Origin of the sequence: Sphaerisporangium album, assembly GCF_003323745.1 — a bacterium.
In the GTDB taxonomy this organism is placed as follows: Bacteria; Actinomycetota; Actinomycetes; order Streptosporangiales; family Streptosporangiaceae; genus Sphaerisporangium; species Sphaerisporangium album.
Window position 1 is genome coordinate 163,906 of the sequence record NZ_QOIL01000019.1, and the last position, 22,000, is coordinate 185,905.

The 22,000-nt window shown below is 69.2% G+C and carries 16 protein-coding genes; 8 read left to right on the forward strand and 8 right to left on the reverse strand.

The genetic code is table 11. From position 1 onward, the window contains the following. Positions 1-19: 19 nt before the first annotated feature. Positions 20-1,036: a LacI family DNA-binding transcriptional regulator gene (locus DQ384_RS29575; RefSeq protein ID WP_114032152.1), complete on the reverse strand. Its 1,017-nt coding sequence runs from the start codon at positions 1,034-1,036 to the stop codon at positions 20-22. A 191-nt stretch (positions 1,037-1,227) separates the two neighbouring features. Here DQ384_RS29575 and DQ384_RS29580 point away from each other — a divergent pair, with 191 nt between their 5' ends. Genes DQ384_RS29580 through DQ384_RS29595 form a run of 4 tightly spaced genes read left to right on the forward strand, consistent with a single transcriptional unit; the run spans position 1,228 to position 6,041 of the window. Then, complete coding sequence (locus tag DQ384_RS29580; RefSeq protein WP_114032153.1) at positions 1,228-2,496, forward strand: sugar ABC transporter substrate-binding protein; 1,269 nt, start codon at positions 1,228-1,230, stop codon at positions 2,494-2,496. Positions 2,497-2,515: 19 nt separating this feature from the next. Further along, positions 2,516-3,460, forward strand: a complete 945-nt coding sequence (locus DQ384_RS29585) for a carbohydrate ABC transporter permease (protein WP_114032154.1) — start codon at positions 2,516-2,518, stop codon at positions 3,458-3,460. After that, on the forward strand, positions 3,457-4,275 hold the full coding sequence (locus DQ384_RS29590; RefSeq protein WP_114032155.1) for a carbohydrate ABC transporter permease: 819 nt from the start codon (positions 3,457-3,459) through the stop codon (positions 4,273-4,275). The genes DQ384_RS29585 and DQ384_RS29590 overlap by 4 nt, the downstream gene beginning before the upstream one ends. A gap of 38 nt (positions 4,276-4,313) precedes the next feature. Further along, positions 4,314-6,041, forward strand: a complete 1,728-nt coding sequence (locus tag DQ384_RS29595) for an amylo-alpha-1,6-glucosidase (RefSeq protein ID WP_114032156.1) — start codon at positions 4,314-4,316, stop codon at positions 6,039-6,041. 188 nt (positions 6,042-6,229) lie between these two features. On the opposite strand, the gene DQ384_RS43215 is transcribed toward DQ384_RS29595, so the two are convergent. From DQ384_RS43215 to DQ384_RS43220, 3 genes are all read right to left on the reverse strand, one after another. Beyond that, the gene (locus DQ384_RS43215; RefSeq protein WP_245966871.1) at positions 6,230-7,999 is read right to left on the reverse strand and encodes an RICIN domain-containing protein; all 1,770 of its coding nucleotides are present in this window, start codon (positions 7,997-7,999) and stop codon (positions 6,230-6,232) included. Between the two features lie 495 nt (positions 8,000-8,494). Next, positions 8,495-10,000, reverse strand: coding sequence for an arabinofuranosidase catalytic domain-containing protein (locus DQ384_RS29605; protein ID WP_220183209.1), 1,506 nt, complete (start codon positions 9,998-10,000; stop codon positions 8,495-8,497). A 105-nt stretch (positions 10,001-10,105) separates the two neighbouring features. Next, positions 10,106-11,218 (reverse strand): SGNH/GDSL hydrolase family protein, encoded by a 1,113-nt coding sequence (locus DQ384_RS43220; protein ID WP_114032157.1) that lies wholly within the window; start codon positions 11,216-11,218, stop codon positions 10,106-10,108. 752 nt (positions 11,219-11,970) lie between these two features. On the opposite strand from DQ384_RS43220, the gene DQ384_RS29615 reads away from it, so the two are divergent. The 4 genes from DQ384_RS29615 to DQ384_RS29625 all read left to right on the forward strand — a co-directional run bounded on the left by DQ384_RS29615 (position 11,971) and on the right by DQ384_RS29625 (position 17,797). Then, entirely contained in the window at positions 11,971-13,422 is a 1,452-nt protein-coding gene (locus DQ384_RS29615; protein WP_114032158.1) for a glycoside hydrolase family 10 protein, read from the forward strand. A gap of 169 nt (positions 13,423-13,591) precedes the next feature. Further along, on the forward strand, positions 13,592-17,104 hold the full coding sequence (locus tag DQ384_RS29620; RefSeq protein ID WP_114032159.1) for a ThuA domain-containing protein: 3,513 nt from the start codon (positions 13,592-13,594) through the stop codon (positions 17,102-17,104). Between the two features lie 121 nt (positions 17,105-17,225). Further along, the gene (gene larC, locus DQ384_RS44290) at positions 17,226-17,528 is read left to right on the forward strand and encodes a nickel insertion protein (RefSeq protein WP_425451525.1); all 303 of its coding nucleotides are present in this window, start codon (positions 17,226-17,228) and stop codon (positions 17,526-17,528) included. Next, positions 17,417-17,797 (forward strand): amidohydrolase family protein, encoded by a 381-nt coding sequence (locus DQ384_RS29625; RefSeq protein ID WP_425451528.1) that lies wholly within the window; start codon positions 17,417-17,419, stop codon positions 17,795-17,797. Before larC ends, DQ384_RS29625 begins: the two co-directional genes overlap by 112 nt. Before the next feature lie 39 nt (positions 17,798-17,836). Here DQ384_RS29625 and DQ384_RS29630 read toward each other — a convergent pair whose 3' ends face one another. The 4 genes from DQ384_RS29630 to DQ384_RS29640 all read right to left on the reverse strand — a co-directional run. Beyond that, positions 17,837-19,825 (reverse strand): alpha-L-fucosidase, encoded by a 1,989-nt coding sequence (locus DQ384_RS29630; protein WP_114032160.1) that lies wholly within the window; start codon positions 19,823-19,825, stop codon positions 17,837-17,839. Between the two features lie 568 nt (positions 19,826-20,393). After that, positions 20,394-21,107 (reverse strand): FadR/GntR family transcriptional regulator, encoded by a 714-nt coding sequence (locus DQ384_RS29635; protein WP_114032161.1) that lies wholly within the window; start codon positions 21,105-21,107, stop codon positions 20,394-20,396. Positions 21,108-21,327: 220 nt separating this feature from the next. Then, entirely contained in the window at positions 21,328-21,450 is a 123-nt protein-coding gene (locus tag DQ384_RS43770) for a hypothetical protein (RefSeq protein WP_281274125.1), read from the reverse strand. Beyond that, a partial coding sequence (locus DQ384_RS29640) for an RICIN domain-containing protein (RefSeq protein WP_181871489.1) occupies positions 21,435-22,000 on the reverse strand: 566 nt, incomplete at its 5' end. The genes DQ384_RS43770 and DQ384_RS29640, both read right to left, overlap by 16 nt.

Sequence of the window (22,000 nt, forward strand, 5' to 3'; positions counted from 1 at the left end):
GGCGAACGCGCGGCACCCGTCAGTGGCGGGGGCGCGCGGGCCCGGTCGTCCCGCGCAGGGAGATCGGCGGGCTGACGAGAAGATCGCGGTACGAGGCGGCCGGATCGGCGATGCGCTCGATGAGCAGCTCGACGGCCTTCGCGCCCAGCTCGTCGGCGGGGACGTCGGCGGCGGTGAGCGGGGGGTGCAGGTTCTCGGCCAGGTAACGGCCGGCGACGCCGGCGATGGAGAAGTCGCGGGGCACCGAGAGGCCCGCCTGTTCGAGCCCCCGGTACATGCCGGGAACGGCGGCCTCGTTTATGGTGGCGATCGCGGTCAGCGCAGGGTGTTCGACGAGGAGCCGCTCGACGCACGACACCCCGGAGGTGGCGTCGTCGGCGCAGCACGTGTGCACGCCTTCCACCTGGCGTTCGGCGATCGCGCGCAGGAAACCGGCATGGGCTCGGTGGCTGGGGCCGTATCCGGTGGCCGCCAGCTCGGCGGAGCGGTCGACCAGGGCGATGCCGCGGTGGCCCAGGTCGGCCAGGTGGTGGACGCACCTGGCGATCAGCGTCTCGTAGTCGATGTCGACCCATGACATCTCCTCGGGGTCGCTGGTGCGGCCGATCCCGACGAACGGCAGCCCGGCCCGCCGCAGGCTGGTGACGCGGTCGTCCTCCAGCCGGATCTCCATCAGGATGACGCCGTCCACGCGCCTGCCGCCGACCACGCGCTCGAACGAGCGGTCGTGCTCGCCGCCTGAGGACGACAACAGGACGTCCAGGTCGGCGCGTCCGGCGGCGTCGACGACGCTGGCCACGAACCCGAGCTGCATGTCGGTCAGGCGCTGGCTGGCCGGAGGGATGATCAGGCCGATGGTGCGGGTCCTGCCCTCCTTGAGGGCCCTGGCCGTGGCGTTGGGGCGGTATCCCAGCTCGTCGATGACCGCCTGGATGCGCCGCCGGGTGGTGTCCGACACCGGTCGCTTGCCGCTCAGGGCGTAGGAGACGGTGCTGCGCGACACACCTGACCGTCTGGCGATCTCCCCGATGTTCACCGGCACTCCTCGTCTGGTCCCGACCTACGCCCCTCATCGTAGGTCGAATCGGTCCCGTGGAGGAACTGGTGGGGCTTCCAGGGCTTTTGGTCGCGGGCATTGACGTCGGGAGTGGCCGGGCCTATCTTCGGGCGAACCGATTCGACTTCGGATGCGAAATAGCCGCGTAACACTCAGCGGAGGTCACGATCATGGGATTAGCGGCAGCGAGCCGGCGCGCGACCGGTCTGGTGTCCCTGGCGGCCCTAGGTGGCCTGGTGGCGTGCTCGTCGCCGTCCGGCGGGGGCGGCGATCCGGCGGGCGCGAGCCAAGCCTCTGGCGGGGGGACCTACACCATCTGGGATCCGTACCCCCAGCACGACAGGAGCTCCGAGTGGGTCAAGCTGCTGGAGACGTGCGGCACTCAGGCGGGCGTCACGATCGAGCGCACCGCCTACGACACGACCGACCTGACGAACAAGGCGCTGCTCGCCGCGCAGCAGGGTAACGCGCCGGACGTGCTCATCGTCGACAACCCGGTCGTGTCCACGCTGGCCGAGGCGGGGGTCCTCACGACGGCGGACGAGAACAAGCTCGACATCTCGGCCATCGCGCCGAACCTGCTGGCCGCCGGGCAGAGCCAGGGCAGGACGTACGGGGTTCCGATCGGGGCCAACACTCTGGCCCTCTACTACAACAGGGAGGTGCTCAAGAAGGCCGGGGTCGACATCGCCTCGGTCAAGGACTGGACCTCGCTGACCGCCGCGCTGCAGAAGGTGAAGGCCGCGGGCAAGAAGGGCATCACGTTCTCCGCGATCGGCACCGAGGAGGGCAGCTTCCAGTTCCTTCCCTGGTTCTGGGGATCGGGCGCCCGGCTCACCAAGCTCGACTCCCCCGAAGGGGTCTCCGCGGTGGCGCTGTGGACGGACTGGCTGAAGAAGGGCTACGCACCCAACTCGGTCATCAACAACACCCAGACCACGAGCTGGCAGGAGTTCGCCACCGGCGACTTCGCCTTCGCCGAGAACGGCACCTGGCAGCTCGCGGGCGCCAAGCAGGCCGGTTTCGACTACGGCACCATCCCGGTCCCCGGCAAGGACGGCGGGACGGCGCCGGCGCCGACGGGTGGCGAGTTCGTCGGCATTCCCGTGCAGAAGGACGTCGCGCGCTACCCGGCCTCGCAGAAGATCGTGACCTGCCTGACCAGCGGCGCCAACTCTCTGACCACGACGACCACCCTGTCGTACATCGCGCCCACCGAGCAGGTGCGGGCCGAGCAGGTGGCCCGGGATCCGGAGCTGAAGGTGTGGGTGGAGGCGGTCGAGGCCGCCAAGGGACGGACCAGTGACGACCTGGGCACCAAGTATCCGAAGATCTCCGAGCCGATGTGGGGCGCGGTGCAGGCGGCGCTGAGCGGGTCCAAGAGCCCGCAGCAGGCGATGACCGACGCGCAGGCCGCGGCGGCGAGCGCCACGCAGTAGGAACCCGGACGACGCGAGCATGAATCGAGTCTCACAGGCGCCCGCCCGTGCCGCCGCCGGGGGCCGCCGGGCGGCGCCCCGTCCCCGATCCGGTCAGTGGGCGGCATGGGCCTTCCTGGCCCCGGTCGTCATCTACCTCGTGATCTTCTACGCCTATCCGTTGTACCGCAACATCGAGCTCAGCCTGCGCGACTACACGGTGCGCTCGTTCGTCCAGGGGGACGCGCCCTTCACGGGGTTCGCCAACTACGCCAAGATCCTCGGCGACGAGACGTTCGGGCCCGCCCTGTGGCACACCACAATGTTCACGATGGTGTCGCTGGTCTTCCAGTTCGTCATCGGGCTGGCCCTGGCCATGTTCTTCGTGAAGAACTTCCGGTTGTCGGCCACGTTGCGGGCGCTGTTCCTGGTGCCGTGGCTGCTCCCGCTCATCGTGTCGTCCTCGACGTGGTCGTGGATGCTCAACAGTGATTCCGGTGTGGTCAACGCCGTGCTCGGCGTGCTCGGCGTCGAACCGGTTCACTGGCTGACCTCGCCCGACTGGTCGTTGTGGTCGGTGATCATCGCCAACATCTGGATCGGCATCCCGTTCAACCTGGTGGTGCTGTACTCCGGCCTCCAGGCCATCGACCCGGTCATCTACGAGGCGGCCGAGCTCGACGGCGCGACCGGCTGGAGGCGCTTCTGGAAGGTGACCTTTCCCCTGCTGCGCCCGGTGTCGGCGATCACGGTGCTGCTGGGGCTGGTCTACACGCTGAAGGTGTTCGACATCATCTGGATCATGACCAAGGGCGGGCCGAGCGGATCCTCGACCACGTTCGCCACCTGGTCCTACCGGCTGGGCTTCGGCAACCTGCTGCCGGCGTTCGGCCCGGGGGCGGCGGTCGGCAACCTGCTGATCGTCACGGCGCTGATCTTCGGGCTCATCTACATCCGCGTACAGCGAAGGCGGACCCTCTCATGAGAAACACGCCCGGCCGGTGGAAGACGGCGCTCGGGCTGGTGCTGACCGGCGTGATGCTGTTCCCGGTCTACTGGATGGTCAACGTGTCGTTCACACGTGACCAGGACATGCGAAAGAGCCCTCCTTCCTGGTTCCCCGTCGACGGCACCCTGGAGGGCTACCGGGCCGTCCTCGACCAGCAGTTGCCCTACCTCGGGATCAGCGTGGTCGTGGGCCTGGGCACGGTGGCCCTCACCCTGCTGGTCGCGACGCCCGCCGCCTACTCGCTCGCGAAACTGCGTCCGCGCGGCGGCGGGCTGCTGACCTTCGTCCTGCTGATCGCGCAGATGATCCCCGGGATCATCATGGCGATGGGCTTCTACGCCATCTTCCTCAGCACCGGGATGCTGAACACGGTGCCCGGACTCATCGTGGCCGACTCCACGCTCGCGGTGCCGTTCGCGGTGCTGATCTTCACCGCGTTCATGTCCGGGATCCCCGAAGAGCTCATGCAGGCGGCCCGGGTGGACGGCGCGGGCGCGCTGCGCACCTTCTGGTCGGTCGTGGTGCCGGTCAGCCGCAACTCCGTCATCACGGTCTCACTGTTCGCGTTCCTCTGGGCGTGGTCGGACTTCATCTTCGCCAGCACCCTCGACGGCGGAGGCCGCGGCCAGCCGATCACCCTCGGCATTTACCACTACATCGGCAACAACAACCAGCAATGGAACGCCATCATGGCCACCGCCGTGATCGCCTCCATCCCCACGGCCATCCTGCTCGTCATCGCGCAACGCTACGTGGCCGCGGGTGTCACCGCGGGCGCGGTGAAGAACTGACCGGCCGGCCCCCTCCCGGCAGAAGGGACTCCCTCCTAATGACCGTCGCCGCAGGCCCGGTGTTCTCCCCGCACGAGATCCCGTTCAGCTTCCGCGGATCGTGGTTCGACTTCTCCCCGGTGATCGCCGAGAACAGTTACGCGCAGGACGTGCATCTGGTGTCGCACCAGACCGGCATGCATCCCATCCTGCGGGTGATCCCCACCGTGGAGGGCGCCCGCGCCGAGACGACCGTCACCGCCACGCCGCATCGGCTCACCTGGGCCTCCGACGTGGGCCGGATCGACCTCGCGTACGAGAACGCGGACACGGCGCGGATACGGGGCCAGGGCCTCGGCCTGCGCCTGCAAGCGGCAGACGCCGTCCTGACCCCGTTCAGCGGGCCGTACTTCTACCAGGATCCCGGTGACGGCTCGTGGGTCTTCACCGTGTACCAGACCGGGCGCCGCTACCGCGTCACGCTTCTCGAAGGGCGGGTCGCCGAAGGACTCGGCGCGCAGGCGCTCGGTACGGCCGAGCGCGGCATCGTGATATCCGGTGAGGAGGGAGCCTGGGAGATCGCCGTGGAGGAGTACGAGACCGCCCGTGCCCCCTACACCCGCGTGGACCGCTTCGAGCGCGTGACCTCGGCCGCGCGGTCCGCGTTCGACGCCTTCCGCGACGCGGTGGCGCCCTGGCGCGGCGACCGGACGTCCGCCGCCGACCTGGCCGCCTACGTGCTCTGGTCGGCGACCGTGCGGCCGGCCGGGTTCGTCACCCGCCCCGCGGTGCTGATGTCCAAGCACTGGATGGACAAGGTGTGGAGCTGGGACCACTGCTTCAACGCCATCGCCCTCGCGGGCGGCCTGCCGGATCTGGCGTGGGACCAGTTCCGGCTCATGTTCGACCACCAGGACGCCGCCGGCGCGCTGCCCGACTCCGTCACCCATTCCGAGATCCTGTACAACTTCGTCAAGCCGCCCATCCACGGCTGGGCCCTGCGGCGGTTGCGCCCGCTGCACGAACGCGAGGCGGCCGAGGTCTACCGGCTGCTGGAGCGGTGGACATCCTTCTGGCTGGACTCCCGCCGCGTCCCCGGGCACGAGCTGGCTCACTACCAGCACGGCAACGACAGCGGCTGGGACAACGCCACCACCTTCGACCCCGAACGGGTCGTGGAGACCGCCGACCTCGCGTCCTTCCTCGTGCTGCAGATGCGGGAGCTCGCCCGCCTGGCCGGCGAACTCGCCATGCCCGAGGACGCGGCCCGATGGTCGCGGGAGGCCGACCGCATGCGGGACGCGCTGCTCGCGCAGCTGTGGACCGGCGAGCGGTTCGCCGCCCGGGGCGCGCGGTCGGGCCGGACCTGGTCCAGCTCCAGCCTGCTCGACCTGATGCCGATCGTGCTGGGCGACGAACTCCCCGAACCGGTCGCCGCGGAGCTCGCCGCCCGCATCGAGAGGCATCTGACCGAGTACGGGCTCGCCACCGAGCTGCCCACCTCGGAGCACTACCAGGAGGACGGCTACTGGCGAGGGCCCATCTGGGCGCCCGCCACGATCCTGATCGAGGACGGCCTCCGCCGGGCGGGGTACGTCGCGTTCGCGGACGAGATCAGCGCCCGTTTCCGCGCCCTGTGCGAGAAGTCGGGGTTCGCCGAGAACTTCGACGCCCGCAGCGGCGCCGGTCTGAGAGACCGCGCCTACACCTGGACGGCCAGCGCCTACCTGATCCTCGCCGCCGCTCACGAGCGTCGGGCGACGGCGGCGTCGACGGCTCCGGCATGAGAGCGCGTTTCTTCACGCCGGTCGGCGAATCGATTCGGTACCCGCCGTCCCGGAGAGCCCGGCCAAAGCTCGGAGCGTGACCGGGTACCCGGAGGGGCCCGGCGGCGAAGATCTCGCCGCCGGGCCCTCTGCCGCGATGGGAGTGGTCCGGTCAGCGGCCCGGGAGCCGCGACGGTGTGGAGGTGGGGTCAGACGCGGGTCCACTTCTGGTTGTTCTGGCCGGTGCACGACCAGATCTGCACCTTGGTGCCGTTGGCGGTGCCCAGAGCGCTGACGTCCAGGCACTTGTTCGCGCCGATGGCGGTGATGGTGCCGTCGGCGTTGAGGCGCCACTTCTGGTTGTTCTGGCCGTTGCAGTCCCAGATGATCACGGGCGTGCCGTCGGCGGTGCCGCCGCCGTTGACGTCCAGGCACTTGCCGCCGTACACCCGCAGCTCACTGGAAGCGGTCGAGGTCCACTGCTGGTTGGCCTGCCCGTTGCAGTCCCAGATCAGCACCTGCGCGCCGTTGGCCTGCGAGGCGCCGTTCACGTCCAGGCACCGGCCCGACGCCACGCCGCGGATCGGCGTCGTCGACGGCGGGGGGCCGCCGTTCGGGGGCAGGAGCGTGAGGGTGAAGGTCTCGTCGGCATTGGTGTGCGGCAGGTTGACCGTCGCGCCGTCGCCGGACAGGGTCACGACGGAGTCCTGGACGGTGACCGGCCCCGCGACCGCGCCGCCGTTGTTGTACGGAACGCGCTGGGCGACCACGCGGACCTGGTTGTTCTGCACGATGCCGCTCGTGGTGTCCAGGCGCTGCAGGTTGACCGCGATGTTGCCGGTCGTGGAGCCACCGCCGACCAGGATCTTCGCCTCGCCGCTCGCCTTGGTGGCGAACGCGTCGTACGACGTGCTGGGGGTGACGGACACGATCTGGCCGGTCTGCGAGCCGTAGAAGTCGTAGACCCACCACTCGCCCTTCGGCTGGTGGTTACCCGCCGAGTCGTGGACGAGCAGGTTGCCCAGGTCGTTGTGCAGGTTGTTCCCACCCGCCCAGTTGGCCCGCAGGCCGTCGGCGCCGGCCCTCTCCAGACGCGCGATGTACCAGGCGCCGTCACCGGGGTTCTGCTCGTTGGAGGCCCCGTACTCGTTGATCTGGTACGGACGCGGGTGCGGGATGCCGCGCGAGTCCAGCGTGGTGTTCGCGGTCGCGACGTTCGCCACCGGGTCGCCCGGCAGGGAGTGCCAGCTCACGATGTCGGGTACCACATTGTTGGCCTTGACGTAGTCGAGGTACTGCGTCCACCAACCCCCCGTGGAGGGCACGCACGCGCAGCTCGGGCCCACGATCAGGTGCGCCGGGAACGCCGCCCTGACGCGCTGGTAGGTGCGCCGCCACAGCTCGAAGTACTGGGACTGGGGACGGTTCCAGAAGAGCGTGATGTTGGGCTCGTTCCACAGGTCCCACTGCACCGGGGCGCCGGTGGCCCGTACGTCGTTGATCAGGCGGGTGAGGAAGGCGTCGTAGTCGGTCCAGTCGCCGTTGTCACCCGGGAAGCGCGAGATCGGATAGCCGTCCGCCCCCCACAGGTCGTGGACGAGCAGGACGAACTCGCCGCCCAGCGATCGGGTGCGCAGCAACTGCGCGCGCGTCGCGTTCCAGCGGCGGTCGTATCGGCCCGACACCCAGCCGCCCGGGCTGTCGAGCTGCGCGCCACCGGCACGCATGTACCGGAACTTCACATCGGTGAAGAAGTGGTCGGCAGGGCCCGAGGCGTTCTCGGTCATGCCGTAGATCCACCCGGAGGCGCGGTAGGTGGGGGAGCCGCCCGCGGCGGAGAAGTTGACGGTGATGGATTGATCCGCGGCCTGGGCCGGTGCGGCGGCCATCATGACGGAGGCCGCGACCAGCGCGCCGGCGGCAAGGAGAGCGGCGAGCCCGCGGCGGCGTCTGGGCCGCCTGTTGGGTGTGGTTTCCACTCATGACTCCTTGAGCAGTGGGGGGTGGAACATCTGGGCCGGGGAAACGGCGCGGTTCAGGAGCCCGGACCTCCTTGGGCGCGCGAGCGGGGGCAGCCGAGCCGGTCGTCGCGTTCGTCGGTCTCGACGTGCACGTCACCAGGGGCTCGAAGGTTTCAAGGACGGTCCTGGGTCTACGGGACCGGGTCGAATCGATTCGCACGCAGCTTAAAACCGGCTCAGAAGGATGTCAATGACGCGTATCTCGGGCATGAATGGCACGTTACAGAGCCTGGTGGGAGCCATTCGCATGCTCCTCCGACGCCGGTCCGCTCGCCACACTATTCCGCGCGAATCGATTCGGATTCGGCCCTCGCCGGCAATCCGGGAATCCGGTCGTGGCCGGGACGGTCGGACGTGCCGGAGCGCCGGCCGCCGTCCGAGGGGGAGCGGGCGGCGGGCGCTCCGGCTCTGTCTGGCCGCCGCCCGTGTCCGGAGGATCGGGGGCGGCGGGGCTCAGCGGTAGCCGGCGGAGGTGATTTCCGCCTGCACGGCGTTCTCGGTGGCGTCGGAGGGATAGCCGGCGACCATGGCCCCCTCGTAGAAGGTCCCCGCGCTGAGGTTGGCGCCTCCATCGGGCTTACAGCAGTCGCCGCCGCTTCCCAGGATGATCGCCCCTTGCTTCTTCATGGGGTTGTAGCCGGGGGGCAGCGCGCCATCGTAAAGGGTGTAGAGGCTGCCGGACTGCGCGTCGCTGCCCTTGATGGCGAATCGGGTCGTGCCGTTGTTCTTGAGGGTGGCGGTGACGAACTTGCCGGGGAAAGCCCTCTGGTTCTGGTTCCAGGACTGGCTCCCTCCGGAGAACAGGCCCCATTCCAGGTCGGCCTGGACCCACGGCCCGGTTCCGGAACATCCGCCGAACCAGCACTGCTTGCTGAAGTTGATGGCGTCCATGGCCCCGGCCGCGTCGGCCTTCCTGGTGGTCTCGCTGTTGCCGTAGTCGAAGCAGCAGCCGCTGTTCACGTGCGTGCCGCTGGTCACCATGTACATGCCCTCGGGTGCGGCGCCGGTGGGGACGCCGGTCAGGTGGCCGTCCCGCCAGTAGCTGTTGCCGGGGTTGATGTACAGGGAGTAAGCCTTGTTGCCCCCGACGGTGAGCGACTCGGTCGTCGCGGTCGCGGGCCTGCTCTGGGGGGAGCCGGGGACCACGCTGGATCCCTGGTACCACAGGTCGTTGCCGCGCCCGGACTGGTCGTAGACGACGGTGATGACGCAGGTCGTGCCGGCGCAGAAGGAGTCCTGGGTCCCGGCGTTGGCGCTGCCGCCCGCGCTGAGCAGGCCGATGTCGCGGGTCGTGTTGTCCGAGGAGCGCCTCACCTGGTACAGGTTGCCGTTGTAGCCGGCGTAGAGCGCGCGGGTGGTGCTGTGCGCTGCCACGCAGGGGGTGCCGCCCGAGGCGTAGATGTCACACGGACGCGAACCGCTCGGCGGCGGGGTGCTGCCGCCTCCGGTTGTCCACTTCTGGTTGTTCTGCCCGTTGCAGGTCCACAGGATGACCGGGGTGCCGTTGGCGGTGGCCGCCCCGTTCACGTCCAGGCAGAGGCCCGACGGCACACTGGCGATGGACCCGTCGGAGTTCCGCCGCCACTTCTGGTTGTTCTGCCCGCCGCAGTTGTTGATGACCACCCGCGTGTTGTTCGTGGTCCCGTTGGCGTCCACGCAGCGGGTGCCGGCGAACGTTCGCAGCTCGCCCGCCGAGGTGAACTCGAAGGTCTGGTTTGCCTGGCCGTGGCAGTCCCAGATCTGCAACGGCGCCCCGGGCGCGCTGGAGTTGTTCGAGACGTCCAGGCAGCGTCCGGAGGCGACGCTGATCAGGGTCGAGGCGGCGGCCGAGGCCGGTGCGGTCCAGGTGAGGGCCGTGGCGAGCAGAGTGGCCAGTGCCGTCATCAGGCCCAGCACGACGGCCGCCCGTGGGCGCCGTCTCCTCTCGTCGCCGGGCGGGGGGACAGCTGAACGATGCATGTTCTACTCCTGGGGGCGAAGGGCGTGCCCGAACGGCCACGCCCCTTGGGTTCGCTGGAACGTTCGCCGGGGAGATCGGTCCCTCCCCGGCGAAGGGTGGTGGTGTCAGGCGCGGGTCCAGCGTTGGTTGGCTCCGCCGTTGCACGACCAGATCGCCAGCCTGGTGCCGTTGGCGGTGGCGTTGTTGGGCACGTCGAGGCACTTGTTCGCGCCCACCGCGGTGATGGTGCCGTCGGTGTTGAAGCGCCACTTCTGGTTGTTCTGGCCGTTGCAGTCCCAGATCTGCACCGCCGCGCCGTCGGCGGTGCTCTGGTTGGCCACGTCCAGGCACTTGCCGCCGTACACCCGCAGCTCACCCGCGCCGGTCGAGGTCCACTGCTGGTTGACCTGACCGTTGCAGTCCCAGAGCTGCGCCGCGGCGCCGTTGGCCTGCGAGACACCCGCCACGTCCACACACCGGCCCGACCCCACACCCCTGATCGCGCCCCCGCCCGAGGGAGGGCTGCCGGGCAGGCCGATGCTGCCGGACACCGACAGCAGGGCGTTGTACCAGGTGGCGGCCATCTTGTCGTAGCCGCCCGCGGTGGGGTGGATGCCGTCGATCAGATCGGCCGTGGTGAGCGCGGCGTGCATGTCGACAAGATGGACGTGTTTTCCGCCGTTCACCTTGCTCTGCACGATGCCGGGGACGGCCGCGTTGAACGTGCGCACGGCGGCTTCCTGGCCGGAGTTCGACAGCGGGATGATGGTCGCCACGAACACGTCCGCGTTCGGCGCCGCCGCGGTGATGTGGTCGATCAGCGTGGACAGCCGCTGGGGCGCGCTGGAGACGTTGTAGTTCTGCAGCACGTCGTTGGTGCCGATGTGCAGCAGCACCGTGCGCGGGGTGTAGGTCTGCGCCCAGCGCGTGATGTTGGCGTCGATCTGGTCGATCCGCCACCCGGGATGACCCTCATGGTCATGATCGCTCAGGTTGCCCGGCCCGTTGAACTGCGACCCGACGAAATCCACGGTGTAGCGTCCTGCGGCCAGTCGCTGCCACAGCCCGATGCGGTATCCGCCCGGCACCTGGGTGCCCTCGGTGATGGAGTCGCCCAGCGGCATGACGCGCACCCCGCCATTGGACTCGGCGCGAGCCACACCCCCGCCCATGACGAGGCTCAGCGCCACCATCACGGCCAGGAGCGCCGCGGCCTGCCACCGTCCCCATCCGCGCATGCGCGACGCGCTCTGGGCGTGAGCAGGCAGTTCACGGGCTGTTATCGCTAACATTGTCGATCGTTCCGCCTTTGTGTGAAGTTGGATGGTCGGGTCGGCGGCACTGTCGGGGTATGGCGAGACGTGACGGTTCCCCGCACGCCCACCCGGCGCGCGGCATCGCCGGCGGCGCTCACGCGCTTCCGCCTTGTACGGCCGGCTCTACGGCGGCGAGCCGGCGTGCCGGTGTTAGCGCTAACAACGAGTGTGCGAGCCGGGCCTCCTTCTTCGGTCGGCCGCTTGGTGGTGGTGCAGCGGAGCAAACACGACGCGGTGAGGTCCGTCAAGGGTGCGGTTCGCCGGGCTGTCGGCACATCGGCCGGTCGCGTCCGGTCTCGTGCCGCCTCACCAGGGAGGAGACGCGCTTCTTGCCGGACGGGCGGTGGTGCAACTTTCAGGTCGGTGATCCGGCCGCGCACTCGCCCGATCCTGTCCGAGGCGGTTTCTCATCAGCGGTGTCGTCGGCACCATGCCTGCGAGGGCGTCGAATCGATCCGCTCATGGGCTTGACATGTTTCGTACACATTTCCCAGACTGTGTCCTCAAGGCGGCTCGCTCGTGCCGGGATCGGTGGTGGACGGCAGGAGCCGCCGGCTGTGACGCCGGTGATACCGCGGTGGTACCGCCCTCCGTCGATGGAGCGCGCCCGTCGCTTACTCACGTGTCCCTGCGCATCCCCCGTTTTCATCAGATCCCGCAGTGGAGGCTCAGGCATGGGCAGAAACGTCATATCTTCACCTCGAGCCGGGCGACCATTCGCCCGGGTCCGCCACCTGGTGGTCAGCGGCGTCATCGGTTTGGCGGGGGTGGCCACGGCGCTGGCGGTCCCCGGTCCCGCCGACGCGGCCAGCACGCTGGGCGCGTCGGCGGCCCAGAGCGGCCGGTACTTCGGGGCCGCGGTGGCGGCCGGACATCTGAGCGATTCGGCGTACGTGGCGACCTGGGACCGGGAGTTCAACTCGGTCACGCCGGAGAACGAGATGAAGTGGGACTCCACCGAGCCGTCCCGGGGGGCGTTCTCCTTCGGCAACGCCGACCGGATCGTCTCCCACGCCCAGGGGCAGGGGATGAAGATCCGCGGGCACACGCTGGTGTGGCACGCCCAGCTCCCCGGCTGGGTGCAGAACCTGTCGTCGGCGAGCGACGTGCGCACGGCGATGAACAACCACATCAACGGCGTGATGAACCACTACAAGGGCAATATCTACGCCTGGGACGTGGTCAACGAGGCCTTCGCCGACGGCGGCGCGGTCGGCACGCTGCGCAGCTCGGTGTTCCAGCAACGGATCGGCAACGGCTTCATCGAGGAGGCGTTCCGCACCGCCCGCGCGGCCGACCCGGCCGCCAAGCTCTGCTACAACGACTACAACATCGACGACGCCAACGCGAACAAGACCCGTGGCGTGTACAACATGGTCCGCGACTTCAAGGCGCGCGGAGTGCCGATCGACTGCGTCGGCCTGCAGTCGCACTTCGGGAACCCGCCGTCCAACTACCAGCAGAACATAGCGCAGTTCGCCGCCCTGGGCGTCGACGTGCAGATCACCGAGCTGGACGTCGGCGGCTCGGGCTCCGCGCAGGCCGACGCCTACCGGCGCGTCGTCGAGGCCTGCACCGCCGTCCCCCGCTGCACCGGCATCACGGTGTGGGGCATCACCGACAAATACTCCTGGCGTAGCGGCGACACTCCGCTGCTCTTCGACGGCAACTACAACAAGAAGCCCGCTTACACCTCCGTACTGAACGCGCTCAACGGCGGGAGCACCCCACCTCCCTCGGGCGGGGGCGCGATCAGGGGTGTGGGGTCGGGCCGGTGTGTGGACGTGGCGGGTGTCTCGCAGGCCAACGGCGCCGCGGCGCAGCTCTGGGACTGCAACGGTCAGGTCAACCAGCAGTGGACCTCGACCGGCGCGGGTGAGCTGCGGGTGTACGGCGGCAAGTGCCTGGACGTGGCCAACCAGAGCACCGCCGACGGCGCGGCGGTGCAGATCTGGGACTGCAACGGCCAGAACAACCAGAAGTGGCGGTTCAACACCGACGGCACCATCACCGCGGTGGGCGCGAACAAGTGCCTCGACGTGCCCAACAACGCCACCGCCAACGGCACCAGGCTGGCGATCTGGTCCTGCAACGGCGGAGCCAACCAACGCTGGACCCGCGTCTGAATCGGGAGAGGGAACACGCTCGCGCCGGGGGCGGCACCGCCCCCGGCGCGAGCGCCTCGCCGCATCTCGGTGCGGCGCCATCCGCCCTGGCCGACCCGAACGCCTCCGAACTCCACCGTCAAATGTTAACGCTCACATACAAGGCCCACACTCCCCTCGGAGATCCTCCATGCGAAGATCGCGCCTGTTCCATCTCCTGACCGCCGCCTTGCTCCTGCTGTCGTTCACCGCGGTACCGGCGGCGCACGCGGCCGCTCCTCAGTTCAAGGTGCTGCTGTTCACCAAGACGGCCGGCTTCCGGCACGACTCCATCCCCGCCGGCGTCACGATGTTCCAGCAGATGGCGACCGACAACAACTTCCAGGTCGACCACACCGAAGACGCGAGCGTCTTCAACACGGCCAACCTGAACACCTACGACGCCGTGATCATGTTCCAGACGTCCGGCATGGTCTGGGACACCGACGCCCAACGCCAGGCCATCCAGGCGTACGTGCGCGCCGGCCACGGTGTCGTGGCCATCCACAACGCCACCGACATGAACATCGAGGCGCAGTTCCCGTGGTGGGACCAGGTCGTGATGGGCGGAGCCCACATGACCCAGCACTCCGCGATCCTGCAGGGCACCGCCAAGGTCGCCGACAAGGTCCACCCCTCGACCCAGGGCCTGCCAGACCGGTGGACCCGCCCCGAGGAGTGGTACAACTTCGACAAGAACATGCGCGGCAGCGTGCACGTGCTGGCGACCGCGGACGAGACCACCTACGACGCCGGGCCGAACAAGATGGGCGCCGACCACCCCATCTCCTGGTGCCAGATCGCCGAAGGCGGCCGCGTGTGGGCCACCGCGATGGGCCACCAGGCCTCCTCCTACTCCGAGCCCCTGTTCAAGCAGCACCTGCTGGGCGGGGTGAAGTGGGCGGCGGGCGCCGCACCCGGTGACTGCGGCGGCACGGTCGCGGCCCGGTACCAGAAGGTGACCCTGGACGCCGCGCCGGACCAGCCGATGGAGCTGGACGTCGCCGCCGACGGCACCGTGTTCTACATCTCGCGTTCCGGCAAGGTGAACATGATCCCCGCCGGTGGGGGCGCGCGCGTCATCGGCACCCTGTCGGTTTACGACGGCGGCGAGGACGGCGGGGTCGGCCTGGCGCTCGATCCGAACTTCGCCACCAATCGCTGGATCTACGTCAACTACTCGCCGCTCACCGGTGGCGAGGTGAACCGGGTCTCCCGGTTCACGTTCAACGGCACCACCCTCGACATGGCCGGCGAGAAGAAGCTCCTTGAGGTCCCCGCCTACCGCAACGTCGACGAGCCCGGCCACACCGGCGGCTACCTCGCGTTCGGCCCGGGCGGAAACCTCTACGTCGGGCCCGGTGACGACACCAACCCCAACGCCTCCAGCGGCTACGCGCCGATCGACGAACGGCCCGGCCGGGAGCACTACGATGCTCAGCGCTCTTCGGCCAACACCAACGACCTGCGCGGCAAGATCCTGCGCATCCACCCCGAAGCCGACGGCACCTACACGATCCCGGCGGGCAACCTGTTCGCGCCCGGTACCGCCAAGACGCGTCCCGAGATCTACGCGATGGGCTTCCGCAACCCGTTCCGCTTCTCGGTCGACAGGGACACCGGCTGGATCTCCATGGCCGACTACGGTCCCGACGCGGGCAGCGCGAACGCGAACCGCGGTCCCGAGGGCACTGTCGAATGGAACCTGATCAAGCAGCCGGGCTACTACGGCTGGCCCTACTGCACCGGCAACAACGTCCCGTTCAACGACTTCAACTTCGCCACCAACACCTCCGGCGCGAAGTTCAACTGCTCGGCGCCGGTCAACGACTCGCCGAACAACACCGGGCTGACCAACCTTCCGGCGGCCAAGCCCGCGACCGTGTGGTACAACTACCACGTCTCGGCCGAGTTCCCCGAGATCGACTGCTGCAACGGCGCGGCCCCGATGGGCGGCCCGTTCTACCACTACGACCCGGCCAGCACCTCCAGCCGCAAGTTCCCCGCGTACTTCGACAAGACGCCGTTCTTCTATGAGTGGCAGCGCAACTTCGTCAAGGAGTTCCGCCTGGACTCCTCGGGCAACCTCCTGAAGATCAACCCGTTCGTCGCGCAGCTCTCCTTGCACGCGCCGATCGACATGAAGTTCGGCCCCGACGGCGCCATGTACCTCGCCGAGTGGGGCAACGGCTACGGTCACGCCAACACCGACGACGGCATCTACCGTGTCGACTACGTCGCCGGAAACCGGGCGCCCGTCGCCAAGGCGAGCGGCACCCCGACCTCGGGCCAGGCGCCGCTGACCGTCGCGTTCTCCTCGGCGGGCTCCTCCGACCCCGACGGCGACGCGATCACCTACGCCTGGAACTTCGGCGACGGCGGGACCTCCACCAGCGCGAACCCGTCCCACACCTACACGGCCAACGGCACCTACACCGCCACTCTGACGGTGACCGACGCCTCCAGGAACACGGGTACCGCGACCGTGCCCATCACGGTCGGCAACACGGCGCCCACGGTGACCTTCGGGGCTCCGCCGAACGGCGGGTTCATCGACTTCGGGGACAGCGTCTCCTACACGGTGAACGTCACCGATCCCGAGGACGGCACCGTCGACTGCTCCAAGGTGACGGTGATCACCGCGCTCGGTCATGACCAGCACGCCCACGACACCGGGCAGTACACGGGCTGCTCGGGAACGGTGGTCACCGATCTCTCGGGCCATGATGAGGCGTCCAACGTCTACTACGCCCTGATCGCCGAGTACACCGACAGGAGCGGCCTGAAGAGCAGCACCGGGATCACGCTGCAGCCCAAGCACAAGCAGGCCGAGTTCTTCACCGGCTCGTCGGGGATCCGGGTCATCGATCAGGCCGGAGCCGAGGGCGGCAGGCGCATCGGCGACGTCTCCAACAATGACTGGATCTCCTTCACGCCGATGAGCCTGTCGGGGATCGACTCGGTGTCCTTCCGCGTGTCGTCGCCGTCCAACAGCGGCGGCTCCATCGAGTTGCGCGCCGACTCGCCGACCGGCACGCTCATCGCGTCCGGCTCGGTGCCGAGCACCGGCGGGTGGGACACCTACGTGTCCCTGCCGGCCGTCCCGGTGACCAACCTCGGTGGCACGCACAACGTCTACGCGGTGTTCAAGGCGCCGACGGCGAACTCGTTCGACGTGGACTCGTTCACCTTTGTCGGCAGGGGAGTCGCGGCCGGAGGCGGCACCGGTGGCCCGCAGGCAGGACGCACGTACACGCTGACCGCCGTGCACAGCAGCAAGGTCGCCGACGTGAGGGGCCGGTCGACCGCCGACGGCGCCGCCGTCACCCAGTACGCCGCGAACGGGGGCACCAACCAGCAGTGGAAGGCGGCCGACGCCGGGAACGGGGCGTTCACCCTGACCGCCGTGCACAGCAACAAGTGCCTGCAGGTCCAGGGATCGTCCACCGCCGACGGCGCCCTCGTCCAGCAGCAGGCGTGCTCGGGCGGCAACAACCAGAAGTGGAAGATCGAAGCCTCCGGCTCGGGCTACCGCGTCGTCTCGGTCAACAGCAACAAGTGCCTGGACGTCCCCGGCGCCTCCACCGCCGATGACGTCCAGCTCACCCAGTGGACCTGTAACGGCGGCACGAACCAGCAGTGGAGGTTCACCCAGCTCAACTGACACCATCCGGCCTGGCGCCCGCGGACCCGGTTCCGGAACGGCCCCGAGGGGTGCGCCGCCACGGCGGCGCACCCCCGTCCGCCCGCGCCGGCGAACCGAGGGCAGGGGCGACGCACCCGCCATGGTGTGCTGCCCGTGCCCGCGCCGGCCACGCTTGCCCTGCTCAAAGGGGCGCGGGTGCGCGGCGGGGGAGGCGGTCACGCCGACCGGGGCGGCCCTGCTGCACGCCGCCGGCACGGAATACGGCCCGCCGCCGGAGATGGAACTGCGCGCCACAGGGTACGGCGCCGGTTTCGCCCTGGACGACGGGCCCTGCCCGGCCTGGGCTTCGTCCTGGACCACCTGGCCAAGGCGCCGATCGCCTCCGGGGAGCTGGAACCGTGGGCCGGGCTGGTCCGGGAGCTCGCCGCCGAGCCGAACGTGACGGCCAAGCTCTCCGGCCTGATCACCGAGGCGGCCCCGGACCGCTGGGACGCCGAGACCCTGCGGCCGTACGTCGGCGTCGCGCTCGACGCGTTCGGTCCCGAACGCCTCATGTACGGCTCCGACTGGCCGGTCTGCCTGCTGGCGGGCTCGCTGCCCGCCTGGACCGCGACCGCGCTCGAACTGCTCAACGACGCCGGGCTGTCGGCCGCCGAGCGCGACGCGGTCTTCCAGGGAACCGCGACCCGGGTCTACGGCCTGAGCGGGTGAGCGCGCCGCGGCCTCACCCGCACCCGGCCATGGCGGCGGTCAGACGGCGGTGATGGTCCATTGGTTGTTGGTGCTGTTGTTGGGGGTCCACAGCACGACGGTGGAGCCGATGGCGGTGTTGCCGGCGCCGTCGAGGGCGGTGCCGGTGCCGCGGTTGATTATCTGGTAGCGGCCGTTGCCGAGGTTGCCCAGGCGCCATTGCTGGTTGTTGCCGCCGTTCCAGGGGGCTTGCAGGCAACTGGCGCCGTTGGCGGTGTTGCCCCAGCTGTCGGCGACCATGCCGTTGGTGCGGTTGACGAGGCGGTACCAGCCACCGCCCAGGTCGACCAGCTGCCACTGCAGGTTGGTGCTGCCGTCGTAGTTCCACTGCTTGAGGTTCGAGCCGGAGGCGACGTTGCCGCCGCTGTCCAGGACCAGGCCGGTGGTGACGTTGGCGATCCGCGCCCAGCCGGTGGGGATGGGACCACCACTGCCGCTGCCGAGGGCGGGGATCTGGCCGGAGAAGGTCAGCTTGACCACGTACGCCAGGGCGGTGAAGGGAGGGTTGGAGGACGGCATCGAGATGTGCAGCGCCGAGCCGTCCTGGGTGCGGTTGGGCAGGTTGATGGAGGAACCGGCCGTGGAGTCGAGCAACTGCACCGAGGTCAGGGTGCTGAGGTTGATGCGGCTGGAGTTCAGGGTCGTGATGTCCAGCGTGCCGCCGGGCCAGCCGAGCACGGTCGCGTACAGCACCCGGCCGTCCTTGCTGCGGGTGAAGCGGATGTCCCGGTTGGTTCCCGGGCGTGGCGTGGTGAAGGAGCCGCCGCCCATCTGGGTGGGGCCCTCGCCGTGGGCGGTCCAGGCTCGGGTGGCGTAGATGGATTCGCCGAAACGCTTCAGGTAGTCCCCGATGCCGAGCAGGACCGACCGCTGCCCGGACGGAATGGTGCCGTCGGCCATCGGGGCGATGTTCAGCAGCATGTTGCCGTTCTTGCTGACCCGGTCGATCAGCGCGTGCAGCATCGCGTCCAGCGAGTAGTAGCCGATCCCGACCGTGTAGCACCAGCTGGAGCTGGAGATGCTGTCGTCGGTCAGCCAATAGGGGGTCTGGATGCCGGCCGGCCCGCCACGCTCGTAGTCGAAGACCTCGCCGCGGTTGTTGAAGCCGTCCTTGTAGGTGGCGACGACGTCCTTGTTCCAGGCCACCGCCCGGTTGTAGTAGTAGGACAGGAAGTCCAGCCGCCGCGATTCGGGGAGCTGCGGCAGGTTGAAGTCCTGCCAGATGATGTCGGGCTGGTAGCCGTCGATCACCTCCCGGAGCTTGTCGTACCACAGTTGCTGCTGGGCGGCGGCGCCGAGCTGGCCGTACAGCTTCTTCAGCGAGGTCGTGGGCTGCGCCGGCACCCACTGGTAGAAACCGGTGAAGTTGTACGCGTGGTGCAGGGCCACCAGCAGCTTCAGGCCCTTGGCGCGGATGGCGTCGGCGTGCAGCCGCAGCAGGTCCAGCCGGGGTCCGGTGGCCACGGAGTTCCACTCGTTGACCTGGCTGCTCCACATCGAGTAGCCGTCGTGATGCTCGGCCACGGGGCCGGCGAACCTGGCCCCGGCGTCGGCGAAGAGCTGCGCCCACTCGTTGGGGTCGAAGTTGCCGCCGGCGGACCTGAGCTTGGGCGCGAACTGGACGAAGTTCCCGGCCTTGTCCCGGGCGCCGTTGATGAAGTTGTGGTACGGCCACGCCGAGGGATCACCGTAGACGCTCTTGTGGTGGTTGTTCTCGTTCGACCCGTTGTTGTACATGTTGCGCGGGTACCACTCGTTGGCGTACGCCGGGACGCTGAACACTCCCCAGTGGAAGTAGATGCCGAACTTGGCGTCCTGGAACCACTCGGCCGCCGGCGGGTGCTGGTCGACCGACGACCAGCTCGGGGTGTAGCTGCTCGGGCCGTCGGTGGCCCACGCCGGGCGGATCCCCAGCAGACCGGCGGCCGCGGTGCCACCGGCCCCGGCGAGCAGTGTGCGCCGGCTGAACCTTGACGAAGAGTAGGACATGGGGGACCTTTCCGCGCAGGGGGCTTGTTGGAGGCATCCGATCCGCAGGGGTGGACCCGGCCGGCCGCATGTCAGGGGACGGCTCGTGTACGTCCACCTTCGTGGTGAGCGACGGCTGAACTCCCGTGGATGTTTCATGGACATGACTGGATTGTCACGGCGACATTGGATGTCTTTGTAAGCCAATTGGCGGGATCTGTCCAGGGTCCCTCCTCGGCCGGCGGTGAGGCCGACGGGGGAGATCGGCGCGGACGACCGTGAAGTCAAAGCTCACGAGCGGGGAAGAGGGTCCCTGAGGTGAGCCGTGGCACCCAGGAAGTTCGTACTCGCCGCAGGTGCCTTCGTGCCGGACCCCCGTCGTCCGCGGGGAGACAACCCATGTCTGCCGGATGGCGATCTTGCTCGCGTCGGATGTGAGGGCGTGTGGAAGTTTCATCGCACGCCCATCCGGCGAGCGGCGGAGGCCCCGCCCGAACGCCGGGGATGTCGCGCCGACGGCGCCCCTGGCAGCGGATGAGCTCCGCGCGGGGGCGAACGGCGATCTTGACGTGTGCCGATCTGCGGGCGGTCAACGCCGTGGTTCGGGAGCGGGACCGGACAGCGATCGGCCGAGGTTCTCCCTCAGCCAGGTCTCGGTGGTGCTCACGTGCATGAGCGCCGCCGCCTGGGCGAGGGGAGCGTTTCCGTCCGCGAGCGCCCGGTAGATGGCCGCGTGCTCGGCGATGGTCCGGCCGGCCACGTTCTCCTCGACGAGGCCACGCCACACGCGGGCGCGGAGCGTCCGGCTCGCGATGCCGGTGAGCAGCGCCTGCAGCGACTTGTTGCCCGTCGCCTCGAAGACGGCCCGGTGGAAGGCGTCGTCGTGGTGGTTGAGCGTCTCCACGTCGTCCTGTGCGGCGATCATGGCGGTCAGGTGCTGTTCGACCTTCGCGAGTTGCTTCGGGGTGATGCGGGTGGCCGCGACCCCCGTGGCCACCGGTTCGAACAGAAGCCGGACCTCGGTGATCTCCAGCAGATCGTCGCCCCGCATCATCTCGACGGCGAGACCCACTCCCTCCAGCAGCAACTCCGGTTTGAGGCTCGTGACATAGGTGCCGTCCCCTCGGCGCACCTCCAGCACGCGGGTCGTGACCAGGGAGCGGACGGCCTCCCTGAGCAGGTTGCGGGACAAGCCGAGCTCGGCGGCCAGGTCCTGCTCCGGGGGCAGCCGCGCGCCCGGCGGGAGGGTTCCCTCCTTGATCAGTTGTCTGATGCGTTCGATCGCCTGCTCGGTCAACGACATACGTGCATCTTGGTACGTACGGAGAGTGGACCTCCACACGTCCCCCGTAGGGGCCGGCCGCCGGGGTGCGGGCTCGAACCGGCCAACGCCGGACCCTCGGCTGAATCGGAGGGGGAACACACGTCCGCCGGGGGGCACCGCCCCGGCGGACGCGCACACGCTCGGCACCCATCTCAGGGTGCGGGGGACGCTTGCAGCGCAGGCGTCCCCCGTCAGGAGGTCAGCAGGTGGTGTCGGTCTGGGTCAGCAGGCCCAGGCGCTCCCTCGAAAGCTCGACGGCGGTATGCCCTCGGGAGCCGTCGGTGTCACCGTCGGAGTCGGGAAGGTTCAGGAACGGGTCCACTTCTGGTTGTTGCCGCCGTGGCAGGAGTACAGCTGGAGCTGGGTGCCGTTGCCGGTGCCCGCGTTGACGGCGTCCAGGCACAGGTTCGACTGGACCCCCACGATCGTGCCGTCGGAGTTGAGGCGCCACTTCTGGTTGTCGCCGCCCCAGCAGGAGTAGATCTGCACGATGGCGCCGCTGCCCGAGCCGCCGGCGTCGAGGCACTTGTTGCCGTACACCCTGAGCTCCTGGGCGGAGGTGGAGGTCCACTGCTGGTTGGTCTGCCCGTTGCAGTCCCACAGCTGCACCCGGGTGCCGTCCGTGGTGGCGGCGTTGGGCACGTCGACGCAACGGCCGGAGGCGACGCCTCTGATCTGGCCGTTACCGCCGCCGGGCTGCGTGGGCGTGGAGGTCGGGGTGGCGGTGGGTGTGGGGTTCGGGTTGGCGGCGTTGAGGGCGTTGAGGACGGAGGTGTAGGCGGGCTTCTTGTTGCCGTTGCCGTCGAACAGCAGCGGGGTGTCGCCCGAGCGCCAGGAGTCGCTGTCGCGGACGCCCCATACGGTGATGCCGA

Bases quoted from the DNA above. Each gene is read 5' to 3' on its own strand.
- DQ384_RS29580 (WP_114032153.1), top strand. From the start codon at position 1,228: ATGGGATTAGCGGCAGCGAGCCGGCGCGCGACCGGTCTGGTGTCCCTG.
- DQ384_RS29585 (WP_114032154.1), top strand. From the start codon at position 2,516: ATGAATCGAGTCTCACAGGCGCCCGCCCGTGCCGCCGCCGGGGGCCGC.
- DQ384_RS29590 (WP_114032155.1), top strand. From the start codon at position 3,457: ATGAGAAACACGCCCGGCCGGTGGAAGACGGCGCTCGGGCTGGTGCTG.
- DQ384_RS29595 (WP_114032156.1), top strand. From the start codon at position 4,314: ATGACCGTCGCCGCAGGCCCGGTGTTCTCCCCGCACGAGATCCCGTTC.
- DQ384_RS29605 (WP_220183209.1), bottom strand. From the start codon at position 10,000: ATGCATCGTTCAGCTGTCCCCCCGCCCGGCGACGAGAGGAGACGGCGC.
- DQ384_RS43220 (WP_114032157.1), bottom strand. From the start codon at position 11,218: ATGCGCGGATGGGGACGGTGGCAGGCCGCGGCGCTCCTGGCCGTGATG.
- DQ384_RS29615 (WP_114032158.1), top strand. From the start codon at position 11,971: ATGGGCAGAAACGTCATATCTTCACCTCGAGCCGGGCGACCATTCGCC.
- DQ384_RS29620 (WP_114032159.1), top strand. From the start codon at position 13,592: ATGCGAAGATCGCGCCTGTTCCATCTCCTGACCGCCGCCTTGCTCCTG.
- larC (WP_425451525.1), top strand. From the start codon at position 17,226: ATGGTGTGCTGCCCGTGCCCGCGCCGGCCACGCTTGCCCTGCTCAAAG.
- DQ384_RS29630 (WP_114032160.1), bottom strand. From the start codon at position 19,825: ATGTCCTACTCTTCGTCAAGGTTCAGCCGGCGCACACTGCTCGCCGGG.
- DQ384_RS29635 (WP_114032161.1), bottom strand. From the start codon at position 21,107: ATGTCGTTGACCGAGCAGGCGATCGAACGCATCAGACAACTGATCAAG.